Annotated in this window: 17 protein-coding genes; 6 read left to right on the plus strand and 11 right to left on the minus strand. The window is 68.5% G+C overall.

What is annotated here, in order from left to right; all coding sequences use genetic code 11:
* Positions 1-107 precede the first annotated feature (107 nt).
* Genes KEG38_RS52000 through KEG38_RS52010 form a run of 3 tightly spaced genes read left to right on the plus strand, consistent with a single transcriptional unit; the run spans position 108 to position 3,072 of the window.
* Positions 108-1,532 (plus strand): L-serine ammonia-lyase, encoded by a 1,425-nt coding sequence (locus KEG38_RS52000; RefSeq protein ID WP_272428392.1) that lies wholly within the window; start codon positions 108-110, stop codon positions 1,530-1,532.
* Between the two features lie 56 nt (positions 1,533-1,588).
* Positions 1,589-2,386: a hydroxyethylthiazole kinase gene (thiM, locus tag KEG38_RS52005; protein ID WP_272428393.1), complete on the plus strand. Its 798-nt coding sequence runs from the start codon at positions 1,589-1,591 to the stop codon at positions 2,384-2,386.
* A complete protein-coding gene (locus tag KEG38_RS52010) occupies positions 2,383-3,072 on the plus strand; it encodes a DUF3750 domain-containing protein (protein ID WP_272428394.1) in 690 nt (229 codons plus the stop codon). The genes thiM and KEG38_RS52010 overlap by 4 nt, the downstream gene beginning before the upstream one ends.
* Here KEG38_RS52010 and KEG38_RS52015 read toward each other — a convergent pair whose 3' ends face one another.
* Both KEG38_RS52015 and KEG38_RS52020 read right to left on the minus strand, forming a co-directional pair.
* The gene (locus tag KEG38_RS52015; protein ID WP_272428395.1) at positions 3,073-3,780 is read right to left on the minus strand and encodes a hypothetical protein; all 708 of its coding nucleotides are present in this window, start codon (positions 3,778-3,780) and stop codon (positions 3,073-3,075) included.
* Position 3,781: 1 nt separating this feature from the next.
* Complete coding sequence (locus KEG38_RS52020; protein ID WP_272428396.1) at positions 3,782-4,294, minus strand: YciI family protein; 513 nt, start codon at positions 4,292-4,294, stop codon at positions 3,782-3,784.
* A gap of 128 nt (positions 4,295-4,422) precedes the next feature.
* Here KEG38_RS52020 and KEG38_RS52025 point away from each other — a divergent pair, with 128 nt between their 5' ends.
* Entirely contained in the window at positions 4,423-5,310 is an 888-nt protein-coding gene (locus KEG38_RS52025) for an archaemetzincin (RefSeq protein ID WP_272428397.1), read from the plus strand.
* A 43-nt stretch (positions 5,311-5,353) separates the two neighbouring features.
* On the opposite strand, the gene KEG38_RS52030 is transcribed toward KEG38_RS52025, so the two are convergent.
* Together KEG38_RS52030 and KEG38_RS52035 are read right to left on the minus strand one after the other, a co-directional pair.
* Positions 5,354-5,938 (minus strand): hypothetical protein, encoded by a 585-nt coding sequence (locus tag KEG38_RS52030; RefSeq protein ID WP_272428398.1) that lies wholly within the window; start codon positions 5,936-5,938, stop codon positions 5,354-5,356.
* Positions 5,935-6,261 (minus strand): hypothetical protein, encoded by a 327-nt coding sequence (locus KEG38_RS52035; protein ID WP_272428399.1) that lies wholly within the window; start codon positions 6,259-6,261, stop codon positions 5,935-5,937. Before KEG38_RS52035 ends, KEG38_RS52030 begins: the two co-directional genes overlap by 4 nt.
* Before the next feature lie 64 nt (positions 6,262-6,325).
* On the opposite strand from KEG38_RS52035, the gene KEG38_RS52040 reads away from it, so the two are divergent.
* Complete coding sequence (locus KEG38_RS52040) at positions 6,326-6,787, plus strand: SpoIIAA family protein (RefSeq protein ID WP_272428400.1); 462 nt, start codon at positions 6,326-6,328, stop codon at positions 6,785-6,787.
* A gap of 53 nt (positions 6,788-6,840) precedes the next feature.
* Complete coding sequence (locus KEG38_RS52045; RefSeq protein WP_272428401.1) at positions 6,841-7,491, plus strand: class I SAM-dependent methyltransferase; 651 nt, start codon at positions 6,841-6,843, stop codon at positions 7,489-7,491.
* 6 nt (positions 7,492-7,497) lie between these two features.
* On the opposite strand, the gene KEG38_RS52050 is transcribed toward KEG38_RS52045, so the two are convergent.
* From KEG38_RS52050 to KEG38_RS52080, 7 genes are all read right to left on the minus strand, one after another.
* Positions 7,498-8,037, minus strand: coding sequence for a GNAT family N-acetyltransferase (locus tag KEG38_RS52050; protein ID WP_272428402.1), 540 nt, complete (start codon positions 8,035-8,037; stop codon positions 7,498-7,500).
* 364 nt (positions 8,038-8,401) lie between these two features.
* Complete coding sequence (locus KEG38_RS52055) at positions 8,402-9,103, minus strand: hypothetical protein (RefSeq protein WP_272428403.1); 702 nt, start codon at positions 9,101-9,103, stop codon at positions 8,402-8,404.
* A gap of 175 nt (positions 9,104-9,278) precedes the next feature.
* On the minus strand, positions 9,279-10,085 hold the full coding sequence (locus KEG38_RS52060) for a protein-L-isoaspartate(D-aspartate) O-methyltransferase (RefSeq protein ID WP_272428404.1): 807 nt from the start codon (positions 10,083-10,085) through the stop codon (positions 9,279-9,281).
* Positions 10,086-10,228: 143 nt separating this feature from the next.
* A complete protein-coding gene (locus KEG38_RS52065; protein WP_272428405.1) occupies positions 10,229-10,771 on the minus strand; it encodes an RNA polymerase sigma factor in 543 nt (180 codons plus the stop codon).
* Between the two features lie 214 nt (positions 10,772-10,985).
* A complete protein-coding gene (locus KEG38_RS52070) occupies positions 10,986-11,315 on the minus strand; it encodes a four helix bundle protein (protein WP_272428406.1) in 330 nt (109 codons plus the stop codon).
* 344 nt (positions 11,316-11,659) lie between these two features.
* Positions 11,660-12,331, minus strand: a complete 672-nt coding sequence (locus KEG38_RS52075; protein WP_272428407.1) for a hypothetical protein — start codon at positions 12,329-12,331, stop codon at positions 11,660-11,662.
* 210 nt (positions 12,332-12,541) lie between these two features.
* Positions 12,542-13,276 (minus strand): hypothetical protein, encoded by a 735-nt coding sequence (locus KEG38_RS52080; RefSeq protein ID WP_272428408.1) that lies wholly within the window; start codon positions 13,274-13,276, stop codon positions 12,542-12,544.
* Between the last annotated feature and the right edge of the window lie 324 nt (positions 13,277-13,600).

Here is a 13,600-nt window from a genome sequence, read left to right on the forward strand (position 1 = left end):
CTCGGATGGGGGGCCCGGACGAACAGCCTGCCTGGGCGCGGCGAAGGTGACGCCTCCCCGCGCTTCGCCCCACCTCGCGTCCTGAACGGGAGTACACTCCGCCCGCGATGACCATCAGCACCTTCGATCTGTTCAAGATCGGCATCGGACCGTCGAGCTCGCACACCGTGGGGCCGATGCGGGCCGCGCGCACGTTTGCCCTGGGACTCGAGCAGCGAGGGCTCTTCGAACGAACGGCCAAGGTGAAGGCCGAGCTCTTCGGCTCGCTCGGCGCCACGGGCAAGGGCCACGGCAGCGACAAGGCCGTGATCCTCGGCCTCCGCGGCGAAACGCCGGACGGGGTCGATGTCGAGCGCGTCGAGGCGTACGTGGGCGCGGTGAAGTCCACGGGCCGGCTCGCTCTGCTCGGCCGCAAAGAGATCGATTTCGCGCTGCCCTCCCAGATCCTCTTCTCCCGAAAAACCTTGCCGTTCCATCCGAACGGCATGCGATTCACCGCGACGAACGCGGACGGCGAGGTCCTCGACACGCGCGTCTATTATTCGGTCGGCGGTGGCTTCGTGGTCGACGACCCCGAGGCGGGCGCGGACACGCCGACAGAGGCCCCGAAGGCTGGGTTTCCCTACCCGTTCCGCACGGCCGCGGACCTGCTCGCCGCCTGCGCCGCGCGCGGACTCTCGATCAGCGACTTGATGCTCGCGAACGAGTCGATCTTCCGGCCCGAGGCGGAGACGCGGGCGGGGCTCTTGCGCATCTGGCAGGTCATGCAGGCCTGCGTGCAGCGCGGCCTGCGCACGGAGGGCACGTTGCCCGGGGGCCTGCACGTGCAAAGGCGCGCGCCGGGGCTTTACCGGAATCTGCTCGAAAACCCCGAGGCGGGCCTGCGAGATCCCTTGACGGCGATGGATTGGGTGAGCCTCTACGCGCTCGCGGTGAGCGAGGAGAACGCCGCCGGCGGGCGCGTGGTCACGGCCCCGACGAACGGCGCGGCGGGCATCATCCCGGCCGTGCTCCATTATTATCGGCGGTTCATCCCCCACTCGACGGACGACGGCGTCGTCCGATTTTTGCTCACGGCCGGGGCGATCGGGGTGCTTTACAAAGAGAACGCCTCGATCAGCGGCGCGGACGTGGGTTGTCAGGGCGAGGTGGGCTCGGCCTGCTCGATGGCGGCGGGCGCGCTCTGCGAGGTCCTCGGCGGCAGCCCCGCCCATGTGGAGAACGCGGCCGAGATCGCGATGGAGCACAACCTCGGCCTCACCTGCGATCCGATCGGCGGACTCGTGCAGGTGCCGTGCATCGAGCGCAACGCGATGGCCGCGATCAAGGCCATCCAGGCCGCGCGCCTCTCGCTCCGCGGCGACGGCCGCCATTTCGTGGCTCTCGACAAGGTCATCAAGACGATGCGGGACACGGGCGCCGACATGAAGGAAAAGTACAAGGAGACCGCGCGCGGCGGCCTCGCCGTCCACGTCCTCGAAGCACCCGTCGACACGAGCATCGACGTGAGCGTCGGCATTCCCGAATGCTAGGTTGACAGACGCACCCGGTTGTCCAAACTATCGGCCCTTCGAGCAGGCGGCAGGCCATGGGAAATCACGCGCGCGCAGTCTGGGAATCGGTGCAGAAGGTCCGGGCGGGCAAACCGCTCGTGCACAACATCACGAATTACGTCGTGATGAACACCACGGCGAACGCCCTCCTTTCGCTCGGCGCCGCGCCGGCGATGGTGCACGCGGCCGAGGAGGTCGAGGATTTCGTGGCCATCGCCTCGTCGCTCGTGATCAACATTGGAACGCTCTCGTCGCCGTGGATCACGGCGATGCGGCTCTGCGCCAGCCGCGCGAACGAGCTCGACAAACCCTGGGTGCTCGATCCGGTCGGGGTCGGCGCGACGCCGCTCCGGACGCGCGTTTCGGATCAGCTCGCCCAGATCGGGCCCACGGTCATCCGGGCGAACGCCTCCGAGGTCCTCGCCCTCGCGGCCGTGAACGCGAAGGCCACGCGCGGCGTCGACAGCACCGAGCCGTCGCAAGCCGCGATCGAGCCGGCGCGGCAGCTCGCGCAGACCTACAAATGCGTGGTCGTGGTGAGCGGCGCCATCGATTACGTGACCGACGGCGACAAGCTGCTCGGCATCCGCAACGGCCACCCCATGATGACGCGGGTGACGGGCCTCGGATGCACGGCGAGCGCGCTCGTCGGGGCCTTCCTCGGTGTGGAGCCCGATCCGCTCGTCGCCGCCGCGCACGCCATGGCCGTGCTCGGCGTCGCGGGCGAGATCGCCGCGGAGCGCAGCCAAGGCCCTGGCAGCCTGCAAATGAACCTGCTCGACGCCCTCTACCAGCTCGACGAAGCCACCCTCGCGCGCGTGAGGTTCGTGTGAACCAAGCCCGCCTCCTCGCCCACGTCGCGCTCGCCGCGGCCGCGCTCACGTCGAGCGCTGGTTGTGTCGTCCTGCGACGCCCGACCACCTTGCCGCCCGCGGACAAACCTTACGTCGCCGTCCTCAGCGGCGAGATGCCCGAGCCGATCACGATGGTGGCGCGGCACGCCTGGATCATCGTGAACGTCGCGGATCAGGGCCGCTCGCTGCTCCGGTACGAGCTGCTCTCGCGTGCATTCAAGGAGACGACGTCGCGGCCGCTCGACTATTTCGGCGAGGGGGACGTGGCGCTCCATGGCCTCGTCGAGAAGGATCGGGGCTCGATCCGGAAGATCGTCGAATGCCTCGACGAGGAGACGCCGCGGTACAACGAGGAGCACCCCGATTACTTTCCGATGCCCGGCCCGAACAGCAATACCTACGTCGATCAGATGCTCCGGCGCTGCAACATCCCGGTCGATCTACCGTCGACGGCCATCGGCAAGGATTATCGCGGGCCGATCGGCGTATCGCTGACGAGCGGCGGCACGGGCGTGCAATTCGACACGTGGATCGCGGGCGTGAAGCTCGGCCTGACGGAGGGCGTGGAGCTGCATGTTCTCGGCTTGACGATCGGCGTGGATTGGTGGCCGCCGGCGCTCATCCTGCCCGTCAACCCGGGCCGGCTCGGCTTCGACGATCGATGATCAATTCGCCACCTCGAGCTCCCAGCCGAACACGAGCCCGAGAGAAACCGTCCGCATCTGCTCGCGCCGCTCGAGGCGAAAGAAATAGCCGCGGCCCATCAAGTTGCCGTATTTCTCGAACGTTTTCCCGAACCGCGCCGTGAGGGCCATCGTGTTCTCGTCGACGAACGGGAAAAGCCCCGCGCGGGTTTGCCGCACGTCGTCCGCCGGCGTCCATCCCACCGCGAAGAGTGCTCCGACCCGCGCGCGCTTCGTCACGTCGAGCTCCAGCCGAACTTCGGCCGGCAGCACGAGTGTCATGGGCACGCGCGCCGTCACGCCATTCACGCCGATCCCGCCGAAGACACCGAAGTACCCCGACGGCCCGATCGCGACCGCGACGCCGGCCGGATACAGCTCGAACCCGAACCCGAATCCCGGCGCCCCGCCGGCGCCGAATTCGAGCCCCAGGCCAAACGCATAGGCGATCCGCTTCCCATACAGGGCACGCGCGGAGAGCCCGCCCATGAGGAGGCTCGACAGATTGTGCATGGCCTCGGGATCGCGGACCTGCGTGTACCGGAGGAACATGTTCACGCTGGCGAGGCCATACCGGCGATCCTCGACGCCGGGGAGCTCTTCCTCCTGCGCCGAGGCCGAAACGCTCACGAGCGCGGAGGCCGCCACGAGCCCGGCGAGGGCCGTTTTTTTTGCTCGTCCCGCGCTCATGTCAGGGTTTCCGCGGCTTCGCCTTGGGGAACGTCACGTATCCTTTGGCCGTCATCCAGGTCATGACCTCGACGCGCAATCGACCGGCCTTCACTGCGGGATCCTGCTCGGCGAGCGCCCGCGCCTCCTCCACGGAGCCCACGCGATAGAGGGCGAGGCCGCGGAACGAGTCGTCGGATTGGTCATCGAACGGCCCGGCCGCGACGATCGCCCCCTCCTCGGCCATCTTGTCGAGGTGCGCGATGTGGGCCTTCTGGATCGCCGCGAGCTCGGCCTCCGGAATCTCGTTCGCCCGCGGGCCCCGGCGAAGCAAAACGAGCTCATACTTCTCGAATTCCATGGGCCCATCGGCCGCGGGTGCCGCGGGCGCGGCGGCGGCGGGCGCGGGCTGTGCGGGTGCCTCGGGGCAACGTTCGGCCGGCGAGGAGGGACCGGAGGCGGCGCACCCCGCGAGGAGGAGCGCCGCGGCCAACGTGGGGACGAGGGAGGAGGAGCGGGTTTGGCGCGGAGGCATCCTGGGCAGGATACGGGACGGCCTACCGGATGTCACTCGCGTCGGGGAACTGAAAAGCAAGCTCGAAGCAGCGCACGCCCGAGGGGTTGTCGATAGCCGTGCCTCGTGTAGCATCCTGTCGGCGCTCGATGACCGCACCTCCTCGCCTCACGCCCGCCCAGATCGTCGCGCTCGGCCCCCTCGGAAGCGTCTCGCCCGAGCTCCGCCGCGCGCTCTCGGGCGCGGGATTCGAGCCCATGCCGCAGCCGGCCGAGGGCGACTGGCTCGCGTGCCACCCCGAACGCGGCCAGAAATATGCCGAATTCGTCGCGGAAAAGCCGCTCGTCCCCGACGAAACTCGCCGCACGCTCGCGCTCCTCCCGCTCGGCGTGCCGGCGCGACCGGGCATTCCGCGGCCCGGGCTCCTCCGCGACGCCCTCGAGGCTTTTTATGCTCTGCCGGCGCGCCTGCTCCCGCGCGTCCCGCTCGCGGAGGTCGGCATGCGGACGCGCATCAACCCGCACACGGGGAAGGTCCAGCTCTACACGCCGCACATCCTCGCCTTCCTGAAGCAACGATTGCCCCCGGACGTGTTTGCGCTCGCGGCCATCACCGGCGAGGATCTCTATCCCGACGAGTCCTGGAACTTCGTATTCGGCATAGCCACGCCGCGCCACCGCGTCGGCGTCTTCAGCTTCGCGCGGTACGACCCGGCCTTCGACGACGAGCCCTTCCACCCCGGCGACGAAAAGCTCGTGCTGCGCCGCATGATCAAGGTGCTCGTCCACGAGGTCGGGCACATGTTCGGCCTGCGTCACTGCATTTATTTCTCGTGCCTCATGAATGGGTCGAACCACATCGAGGAGGCCGACGCGCGCCCGCAACACGTCTGCCCCGTGTGCCTGCGGAAGCTTCAGCACGCGATCGGGTTCGACGTGATCCGGCGGTACGAGGCGCTCGAGCGATTCTACGAAGGTGCGGGGCTCGACGACGAGGCGGCCTGGGTCGCCGAGCGGCTCGGGGAAATTCGGGCCTAAAATCGCAGGGGGCGCGGGGCTCAGGAAGCCCGGACCGGATGTCTCAGAAGAAGGCGACCCCCACGCCCGTCGCAATCGCGACGAGGCAGAGGATCATGTCCACGGCGCGGCGATGGCGCGCGGGCCGGATGATGGTGACGAGCATCGAGAGCACGACCATCGGTGCGCCCGCGAGCATGACGGTCCACCCGTTCGCCACCGCGATTGCGATCGCCACGAAGGCGATGAGCAGGACGCCACCGAAGGCCGTCAAAGGCTCCCCCTCGTCGGAAGAAGAAACCCGCGCGACGGCGGCGCCCGCGGCGCCGAACGCGAGCGCAAACGCGCCGGCCCCTTCCCAGGCCCAAAACGACGGCGCCTCGGAGGCGACCATAATCGCGGCGAACACCATCGCCGCGAAGAGCGCGGCGGACGACTCGATCACGAGCCCTACGACGTACCCGGCGGCGGCCATCTGGCCGCGCGTGTTCACCTGCTCGGCGACGCGGTCCCGCTCCCATTGCTGGCCCGCGGTGAGGTTCGTCGGCTCGCCGATGGGGACCCCGCCGTGCGGGTACAGGACCGCCTGCTCTTCCGGCGTGGCCGCCGCCTCCGCGGCCGTCTCGGCGAGCGACGGCCCGCTGCTCACCCGAGCACGGAGGCGCTGAGCGCGACGAGCCCCAAGACCGCCGTGGGAAGGGCCACGGCCGAAGCGTCGGGCACCTTGAAAAAGCCCGCGGCGCCGAGCACGAGCGTCACGGCGGAGGCGCCGAGCAAGCGGTAGAGGGCGCCTCGATCGACGGGCTTGTTTCCCGAAACGGCGCTCACGACCTGACCGGCGTTGCCGGGAATCCAGGCGCTCACGAGCGCGGCGCCGGCGAGGAGCCACGAGGCCCGCGTCGGGGGCACGGAGGCGAGCGCGGCGGCGATGGGGACGAGGTGGCGCGCGAAAACAAAGGCTGAATGTGGCATTGTTTGAAGCTCGTCCCGGATGGACTTGCGTCGTGCCGGGAACGATGGATGGACGTGGGAGCGCATGGACGATACCTGGGAACGCGTCGGCACGCACTGGAACCGTTTCGAGGCGCCCGATCTGCTCCACACCCGCGCCGTCGGCCCCATCTCCCGCGACGAGTTCGCGACCGCGCTCGACGTGATCGAGCTCCACGCAAAGCAGGGCCCGATCTTCTGGCTCGTCGACCTCACGCACCTCGACGGCATCGCGCCGGAGGCCCGGCGCCTGCTCTCCGAGCGCGACGCCCGCGCGTTTTTGCGGGGGATCGTACTCATCGGCGGCGGATTCTCGCAGCGCGTCCTCGCCACGCTGGCCATCAAGGCCGTGCGGCTCTTCTGGCGCCACAAGACCCACGTGCCGTTCGTCTTCCTCGCGGACGAGCGCGAGGCGCGCGCGTGGATCGAGGCCGAACGCCGCGCCCGCCCTGGCCCCCACGCGAGCGCCGGGCAGCGCGCCGACGGGGCGGCCGGAAAAGAGCTGTAATAAGCGCGCCCACCGTGCGTCGGCAGGGCGTACCCTCAGGAGGAGCCACGCCGATGCACACGGAACAGCCCTACATTCACGCCCTCGGACACGGCGCGCTCACGCGCTTCTACGACCCGTTCATCCGCGCCGTGACGCGCGAGCGCGCCTTCAAGGAGCGCCTGATCGACCTTTCCGACGTCCGGCCCGGCCACCGCGTCCTCGACGTCGGCGCCGGCACGGGCACGCTCGTGCTCTTGCTCAAGCAGCGGATCCCCCAGGCCGTGGTGGTCGGCCTCGACGGCGACCCGAAGATTCTCGCCATGGCCCGCCAGAAGGCCGCGGCCGCGGGCGTGGACGTCGAGCTCCGCGAGGGATTCGCCCAGCGCCTCCCCTTCCCCGACGCCTCGTTCGATCGTGTGGTCACGAGCCTCGTGCTCCACCACCTCTCCCTGGCCGACAAGACGGCGGCCTTTCGCGAAATGGCGCGTGTCCTCGCGCCGGGCGGCGAGCTTCACGTGGCGGACCTCGGCCCGCCGCGCTCTTTGGCAGGCCAGCTCGCCGCGGGCGCCCTGCGACGTGTCGGGCACCTCCGCGACAACCTCGACGGGCGCCTGCCCGAGCTGATGCGCGCCGCGGGGTTCACGCGCGTCGAGGAGACCTCGCGGCTTTACACGCTGTTCGGGCCCCTTGCGTATCTGCGCGGCGAGACGTCGATCGATTGAGAGATTTCAGGCGCCGCGGTGGATGGTCATCAAGAGCAACGGACCATCCGGCGTCTCGACCACCGCAACGTCGCGAAAGCCCGCCTTGCGATAACAAGCCACTGCGCGGCCATTCGTCGGATCCGGATCGGTCTGCACCTTGGTCACGCGCGGATCGGCGAACAGAAAATGTAGAAACGCCCGGATCATGCGGGTACCGAGGCCTTTGCCGATACGATCGGCGTCGGCGATGAACTGGTCGATGCCAAGCGCGCACGGGTCCGTCTCGTCGAGCCACCAGCCGTCGGCCTGGCTCGCCATGACCCGATAGGCCTGGATGTAGGCGAAAGGCTTTCCGTCCTCGCATGCGAGGTACGGAATGGCGCCGCCCGGAGCGTCGAGCGGCAAGGTGCCGGCGTCCGCGAGGCACGGGAGGTACTCGTCGCGGAGCTCGTCGAGGGTCGGCGTGGGCTGCCACCATTCGGCGACGTGGGGGCGCGTGAGCCAGGTGTGCATCAAGGGAAAGTCGGCCTCGGTGAGGGGGCGGAAGGTGATGGGCGGAGGCATGGGTGGGGAGTTTACCGGAAAGGCGCGGAGGAGTCGCTGCTGCTGCCGCTAGCGTCTCCGCTGCGAAAAGCCCGATCCGCCACCGGAGCCCTACGCGGCGACGCCCGACCCCCCCGCCCTCGCGAAGCACCCCAGGCTCGCCGCGACGGATGCCGCCTCCCGATCGCAAGCACCCCGCGCCCCTTCGCCAGCGGCGCGCCTCCCTCTCGAACCGCCCCCACCGACCTTCCTCCGCGAAGGCCACCCCGACCCAAGGGCCGCACCCCCCGCGCAAAGGACCCCGCCGACCGACCGAAGGACCCCGCACCCCGGTTTCCGGACCCCGCACCCCGGTCTCCGGATGGCCCCCCCGATCGCCCCGAGCCTACCGACCCGTCGGAAGCGCCGCGCCCTCGGCCGCGGGCGTGACGGGCGCGGGCGTCGCGGGCGCCGCCGGGTCGTCGTCGTCGTCCTTCTGGGAGGCCCGCTCGACGCGCAACTTTTGAAAATCTTTGTCGTTTCGACCCACGGCATGCGCGAGGCTCCGGCGGAACGTCTGGAGCTCCTTGTCGAACACGACGGCCGTGGCGCGGCTCTCCTTCAGGAGCTTCTGGTACGTCGTGTCCGCGGCTTCCGCCTCCGACCATTCCTTGTTCGCCGCTTCGAGAGAAGGAATCAGCTCTTTGAGCGCGTCGACCTTGTAGGTGAGCGGCTTGCCGTCTGCCGTGGTGGATTCCTCCAATACCTCGGCGAGCCGGCCCCCGTCCTCGATCACGTCATCGGGCACGTCGGGCTTGTCGCCGAAGGTCGAAGCATCGAACTCCGGGACGTCGCGCACGAGCAGGGGCAACCAGCTCTGAATGCGCCGGAGCAGGGCGGCGACCGCCCCTTTGCCCTCGCGCATTTCACGTCGCCAGGTGTTTTCGTACTTCGCGGCGGCGTCGTATGCGGCGATGAATGCGGTGGCCTTGCCGGGCAAGGTGGTCGCATACGCGGCAATGACGGGCGACTCGGAAGCCCTGCGCGCCTGCACGCGCTTGGCACGAGTCGCGAGGCGGCGGAGCTTCCATGCGGGGGTGGTTGCCATCGAGAGGATCCTTTCCAGAAAGGTGCGGCTCGAAGGAAAACCGGAGGGAGGGGAAAAGGTCAAGGTGATTCTGGTGTCATTGGGGAGCGGAAGCGGAGGCGGGAGCGGAGGCGGGAGCGGGAGCGGAGCCGCGAGCGTGATGCCCTTTCCTTCGCCTCTCCTCGGTCCGGGCAGCTCAGGGGTTCGGCTTCGCGTTGCCCGGCACCATCGGCACGAACCTCACCAGCGCCAGGTTTTCCTTCGCGATTCGCCCGCTGCGCTTCGTCAACCGCACGAGCTCCTGCGGCTCGTCCTCCCCGCCCACCGGCGCCACCAGGATCCCGCCCTCTGCGAGCTGATCGAGGAGGGCGCGCGGGATCTCCGGTGGCGCGGCCGTGATCAGGATCCGATCGAACGGCGCTTGCTCGGGCCAGCCTGCGTATCCATCGCCGATGCGGACCTCGACATTGGAGTAACCGAGCTTTTCGAGACGCTCTCGCGCGACCTCGCCGAGGGGCGCGACGAGCTCGATCGTGAAGACCCGCCGCGACAGGAGCGCGAGCACGGCCGCCTGGTATCCCGAACCCGTGCCGATTTCCAGCACGCGCTCCGTACCCCGGAGCTCGAGGGCGTTCGTCATGATCGCGACGACGGTCGGCTGGGAGATCGTCTGGCCATGGCCAATGGGCTGCGGGCGGTCCTCGTACGCAAGGGCGATGGGGGCGTCCGGCACGAAGAGGTGGCGGGGGGTCGCTTGCAGGGCGCCGAGGACGCGCCCGTCCCACGTGGCGCCGCTCCAGGGCGGGCTGCGGCGGATCTCGCGGACGAGGTCCTCGCGCAGGGTGCGCGCCTCGGCAGTGTCGTCGCGGACGGCGGGCGGCGGCGCAGCGACGCTCTCGACGAGGGCGTCCGGCGGCTCGTCATCGGGGGCGGGCGGGGTGGAGGATGGACCGCACGACGGGAGCGCCAAGAGCAGGCAGCACCAACAGAGACGGCCCATCATTCGAACAACATAAGCCGCGCGTTCCGCAGTGCATAGCGACGGCGACCGTACGAGCGGCATCGACCGGAGAAAGCGGACACGGAAGCGGGAGCGGAGGCGGAGGCGCGTGCGCTTGCGCTTGCGCGTGCGCGTGCGCTTGCGGATCAGGCGAGCGCGAGCGTTTGCAGGTGCCGTCGGGCGAGGGAGATGCGGGCGTAGGCGGTCTTCGTCTTGATGCCGAGCGCTTCGGCGATCTCCCGGATCGAACGGCCTTCCAGGTAAGGCACCACGACCGCACGGGCGCGCGGGCCGATCTTCAAGAGGAGTCGCTTGAGCCGGAAGAACCCGTACGTCGCCAGCACGAGCGCCTCCGTCGACTCCGCTTCGTCTTCCCGCTCGGGAAAGTCATCCGAAAGGCCCGCGAGTACCTCCCGTTCGCAACGCGCCAGCTTTCGATGATTGCGCGCACGGTTGAGCCCAATCATCAGCAGCCACGGGCGCGCCTGCTCCGGCGTAACAAGACATTCGAGGCGTCGCCAGGCCGTGAGGAAGACCTCCTGCACAACATCGTCCACGTCGCTGGGAGGGATGGCCTGTCCGAGAAGAAGGCGGCGCAGGAAATCGCGGTGTTCCAGGTAAAGGCGCCCCAGCAGGGCGTGCGCCGCCGTAAAGTTTGCCGGCGGCGGATGGAGCTGTATCGTAGCCATACTCATGACTCCGGGTCTGTCGGGGTTGTGGGGAGACGCCGGTCGGTGTTGGTAGCACCGGCTGGCGTCGCTTGCTTTGTCTCATGGATTGCGGCCCGAGGCAATTGGAAAAGAGCGGATTGGTTCGTCGGGGGAGTCGTGGGAGAACCCACGCTGAACGTACCTCACCCCTCGCCCCTCTCCCGTCCCGGGAGAGGGGCGAGGGAGGCTTCTCCTACGAGGCGCGGCGGTAGACGAGGCGGGTGAGGGTGGCGATGACGTGGTCCATTCGGTCGAGGACCTTTGCATCGACGGTGCCGATATAGCGCATGGCTTGGGCGACCTGGACGCAGGCCAGCACTTCCCTTGCCGACCCGAGGGCGGAGGAGTAGCGCTGCCGCTTGTTTCCGGCGTGGTTGCCCATGCCTTCTGCCGCGTTCAACGCGACGCTGTGCATGGCCCTGCGCATCTGCCGCGCCAGATCCGAATCCTTTCGCTCAATCCGTTCTGCAATGCTTGCCGCGTCCCCCGCCATGGCCAAAACGACTTCGTAGATCTTCAGCATGATGATTCCTCCGCCCGACGGCCCAATCGCCGGGACCCCCGTCCCGCACCGTCGCGCGCAGGCCTCTTCAAGGCTGCGCAGCACCGCGCGGACCCGCCCGCAGCGCGAAGCGCGAGGACGGGGAGCACGGCTTGGCCTTGAAGAGGCCGAGCACGACGGTACGCTCGCCGTCCCCGAGCGGAACCCCTGCATACCGTTCCCCAAGCGCACGCACACGCGCAAGCGCACGCGCAAGCGCACGCGCAAGCGCACGCGCCTCCGCCTCCGCCTCCGCCCCCGCCTCCGCCCCCGCCTCCGCCTCCGCCTCCGCCTCCGCTCCCGCCTCCGCTTCCGCCTCCGGGCGCTCAGCCCTTGCGGTGAGCGAGCGTCTTCGTGCCGATGGCGAACGCAATGGTGACGGTCGACTCTTTGACCGTGCGCACAGTTCCCGAGCCGAACACGCGATGCGCGACGACTTCCCCCACGGTGTAGGTGTCCTCGATCCGATAGGGACGACCTTCGAGCGTCGCGACGTCGTGGGGATTCTGTCTGGCTCTTCGATGCTCCTCTTCCACTTCCGTCGCAGAGAGCCCGGTGCCCCAGCCGAAGTCGACCAGCAGCGTCTTGGCGGTCAGTTCCCCGCGCCGCACTCGTTTCTCCGCGCTCTTGAGTTGTTTCCGGGTGAGGGGGACGAAGTCGTCCCTCATCCATTCCAGCTCGGTCGTGTCTGCGAAGAGCCAACCCTCAGCGAAGTGGGTTGTCAGCCACGCGTAGACCCGGGCCGTCAGGCCGTCTCCCTCGAGCCTGATTTTCGCGCGATTCATCCGCTCTGCGAACCGCGCGAGCGCGGCGGGTGCTTCCGCGAGGAGATAGGACGTCGTGGTGGGCTTGCAGGCGTCCGGCACCGGACAGTCGTTGCCGGTATGGAAGTCCGAGGGCCCGAAAAGGTCGCACCACGCGTCCGGAAGGCTGTAGCTCGCGCTGACCTCGTGATCCGACCGCCCCTGAAGGCACCGAAGATAGGCTCGGTTCGCCATGATGCGCGCGCGAGATTAGGCTGCGCCCAGAATCAAGTCAACACGGCCCTCGAGGTACACAACGAGATTCCGCTTGCCGCTCCCGCTCCCGCCCCCCCTCCGCTCCCGCTTCCGCTTCCGTGCCTCCGATGACGAGCTCGACTTTCGGCGCCAGGCCCACCTGTGGTGTCGTCATGCCGTAGCTGGGGCCGCGGCGGGGGCGGGCGGGCACTACTGCGCGACCGAACCGCATTCGTCGAGGATCGGCTGCCTCTGGGCTTCGAGCTTTTGGCTCACGGGGTCGAGCTTTTTCAGCTCGTTCAACAACTCGTTCATCCTGCGGGACGGGCGGATCCCCTCCTTGAGCGTGGCGTTCAAGGCCGCAAGGCTCGACTGCACCTTCGCATCCTCGGCCTTCAAACCGTCGACGGTCGTCGTGAACGCCTCGAGCGCCGTCGCATATTTGTCGAATTTGGCGCCATCGAGGCGGGGGCTCTTCTTGAGCTCCGCGCCGAGCTTCTCACACTCCTCTTTCGGCCCATTCGCGCATGCTTTGTCGAATTCGGCCGCGGCGGCCGCGACCTTTTTTTGCCAGGATTCAATGCTCTGCGAGACCTTGTCGATCTCGTCGAACGTGGCGGTCATCCCCTTCGTCATCGCGGCGACGTCCCTCGATGCGGCCGCGAGACCAGCGGCTGCAGTTTTCAGCTCGGGCGTCACGATGTTCCCCTTTTCAATGTCCGCTTCCAGGTCTGCCGAGAGCTTCTCCAACGCCGCCACGAGCGCCGTCGTGTTCTGTGACACCGAGTGGCTTGGGTCGCTCTGCTTTGCAGCGTCCAAGGCCTTCAACTTCGAGTTGATCACGTCACACTCGCTCGACCGCGTAGGCGCCGCCGGGGGCGGGCCGCCGCAAGCGACAGCCAAAACGAAGAGCGGGGCGAGGACGAAGGTTTGGAGGGTTCGCATGGCGTGCTGGTATCGCGGACACCGCACGCGGTCAATCGTCTTCGTGGCGTCACGACCGAGCAAGCAGAGCTTATGAGCTATTCCCGCTTCCGCTTCGGCTTCCGCTTTCGCTTCCGCTCCGGATAGGACGCGCATGCAAAGGCCTCGTCCGGGGGGGCTCGAGCATGCCCGCGTGCTCGGGTGGCGCAAGGCCAAGCCGTGCTAGATGGGATGAGGCAGCTCCGAGTGCACCTGGCACCGGAATGGCCAGTACGACGAAGGAGAAGAGCAAAGCGAAGGGCACGCGAAAGGTCGGCCCATCGCGACCCGAGCGTGCTGGAGTGC

It is taken from the genome of Polyangium jinanense (assembly GCF_028435265.1).
In the GTDB taxonomy this organism is placed as follows: Bacteria; Myxococcota_A; Polyangia; order Polyangiales; family Polyangiaceae; genus Polyangium; species Polyangium jinanense.

Coding starts and splice junctions, on each gene's coding strand:
- KEG38_RS52075 (WP_272428407.1), bottom strand. CDS start 12,331: ATGGCGAACCGAGCCTATCTTCGGTGCCTTCAGGGGCGGTCGGATCAC.
- KEG38_RS52055 (WP_272428403.1), bottom strand. CDS start 9,103: ATGGCAACCACCCCCGCATGGAAGCTCCGCCGCCTCGCGACTCGTGCC.
- KEG38_RS52065 (WP_272428405.1), bottom strand. CDS start 10,771: ATGGCTACGATACAGCTCCATCCGCCGCCGGCAAACTTTACGGCGGCG.
- KEG38_RS52045 (WP_272428401.1), top strand. CDS start 6,841: ATGCACACGGAACAGCCCTACATTCACGCCCTCGGACACGGCGCGCTC.
- KEG38_RS52015 (WP_272428395.1), bottom strand. CDS start 3,780: ATGAGCGCGGGACGAGCAAAAAAAACGGCCCTCGCCGGGCTCGTGGCG.
- KEG38_RS52060 (WP_272428404.1), bottom strand. CDS start 10,085: ATGATGGGCCGTCTCTGTTGGTGCTGCCTGCTCTTGGCGCTCCCGTCG.
- KEG38_RS52000 (WP_272428392.1), top strand. CDS start 108: ATGACCATCAGCACCTTCGATCTGTTCAAGATCGGCATCGGACCGTCG.
- KEG38_RS52020 (WP_272428396.1), bottom strand. CDS start 4,294: ATGCCTCCGCGCCAAACCCGCTCCTCCTCCCTCGTCCCCACGTTGGCC.
- KEG38_RS52070 (WP_272428406.1), bottom strand. CDS start 11,315: ATGCTGAAGATCTACGAAGTCGTTTTGGCCATGGCGGGGGACGCGGCA.
- thiM (WP_272428393.1), top strand. CDS start 1,589: ATGGGAAATCACGCGCGCGCAGTCTGGGAATCGGTGCAGAAGGTCCGG.
- KEG38_RS52080 (WP_272428408.1), bottom strand. CDS start 13,276: ATGCGAACCCTCCAAACCTTCGTCCTCGCCCCGCTCTTCGTTTTGGCT.
- KEG38_RS52040 (WP_272428400.1), top strand. CDS start 6,326: ATGGACGATACCTGGGAACGCGTCGGCACGCACTGGAACCGTTTCGAG.
- KEG38_RS52050 (WP_272428402.1), bottom strand. CDS start 8,037: ATGCCTCCGCCCATCACCTTCCGCCCCCTCACCGAGGCCGACTTTCCC.
- KEG38_RS52035 (WP_272428399.1), bottom strand. CDS start 6,261: ATGCCACATTCAGCCTTTGTTTTCGCGCGCCACCTCGTCCCCATCGCC.
- KEG38_RS52025 (WP_272428397.1), top strand. CDS start 4,423: ATGACCGCACCTCCTCGCCTCACGCCCGCCCAGATCGTCGCGCTCGGC.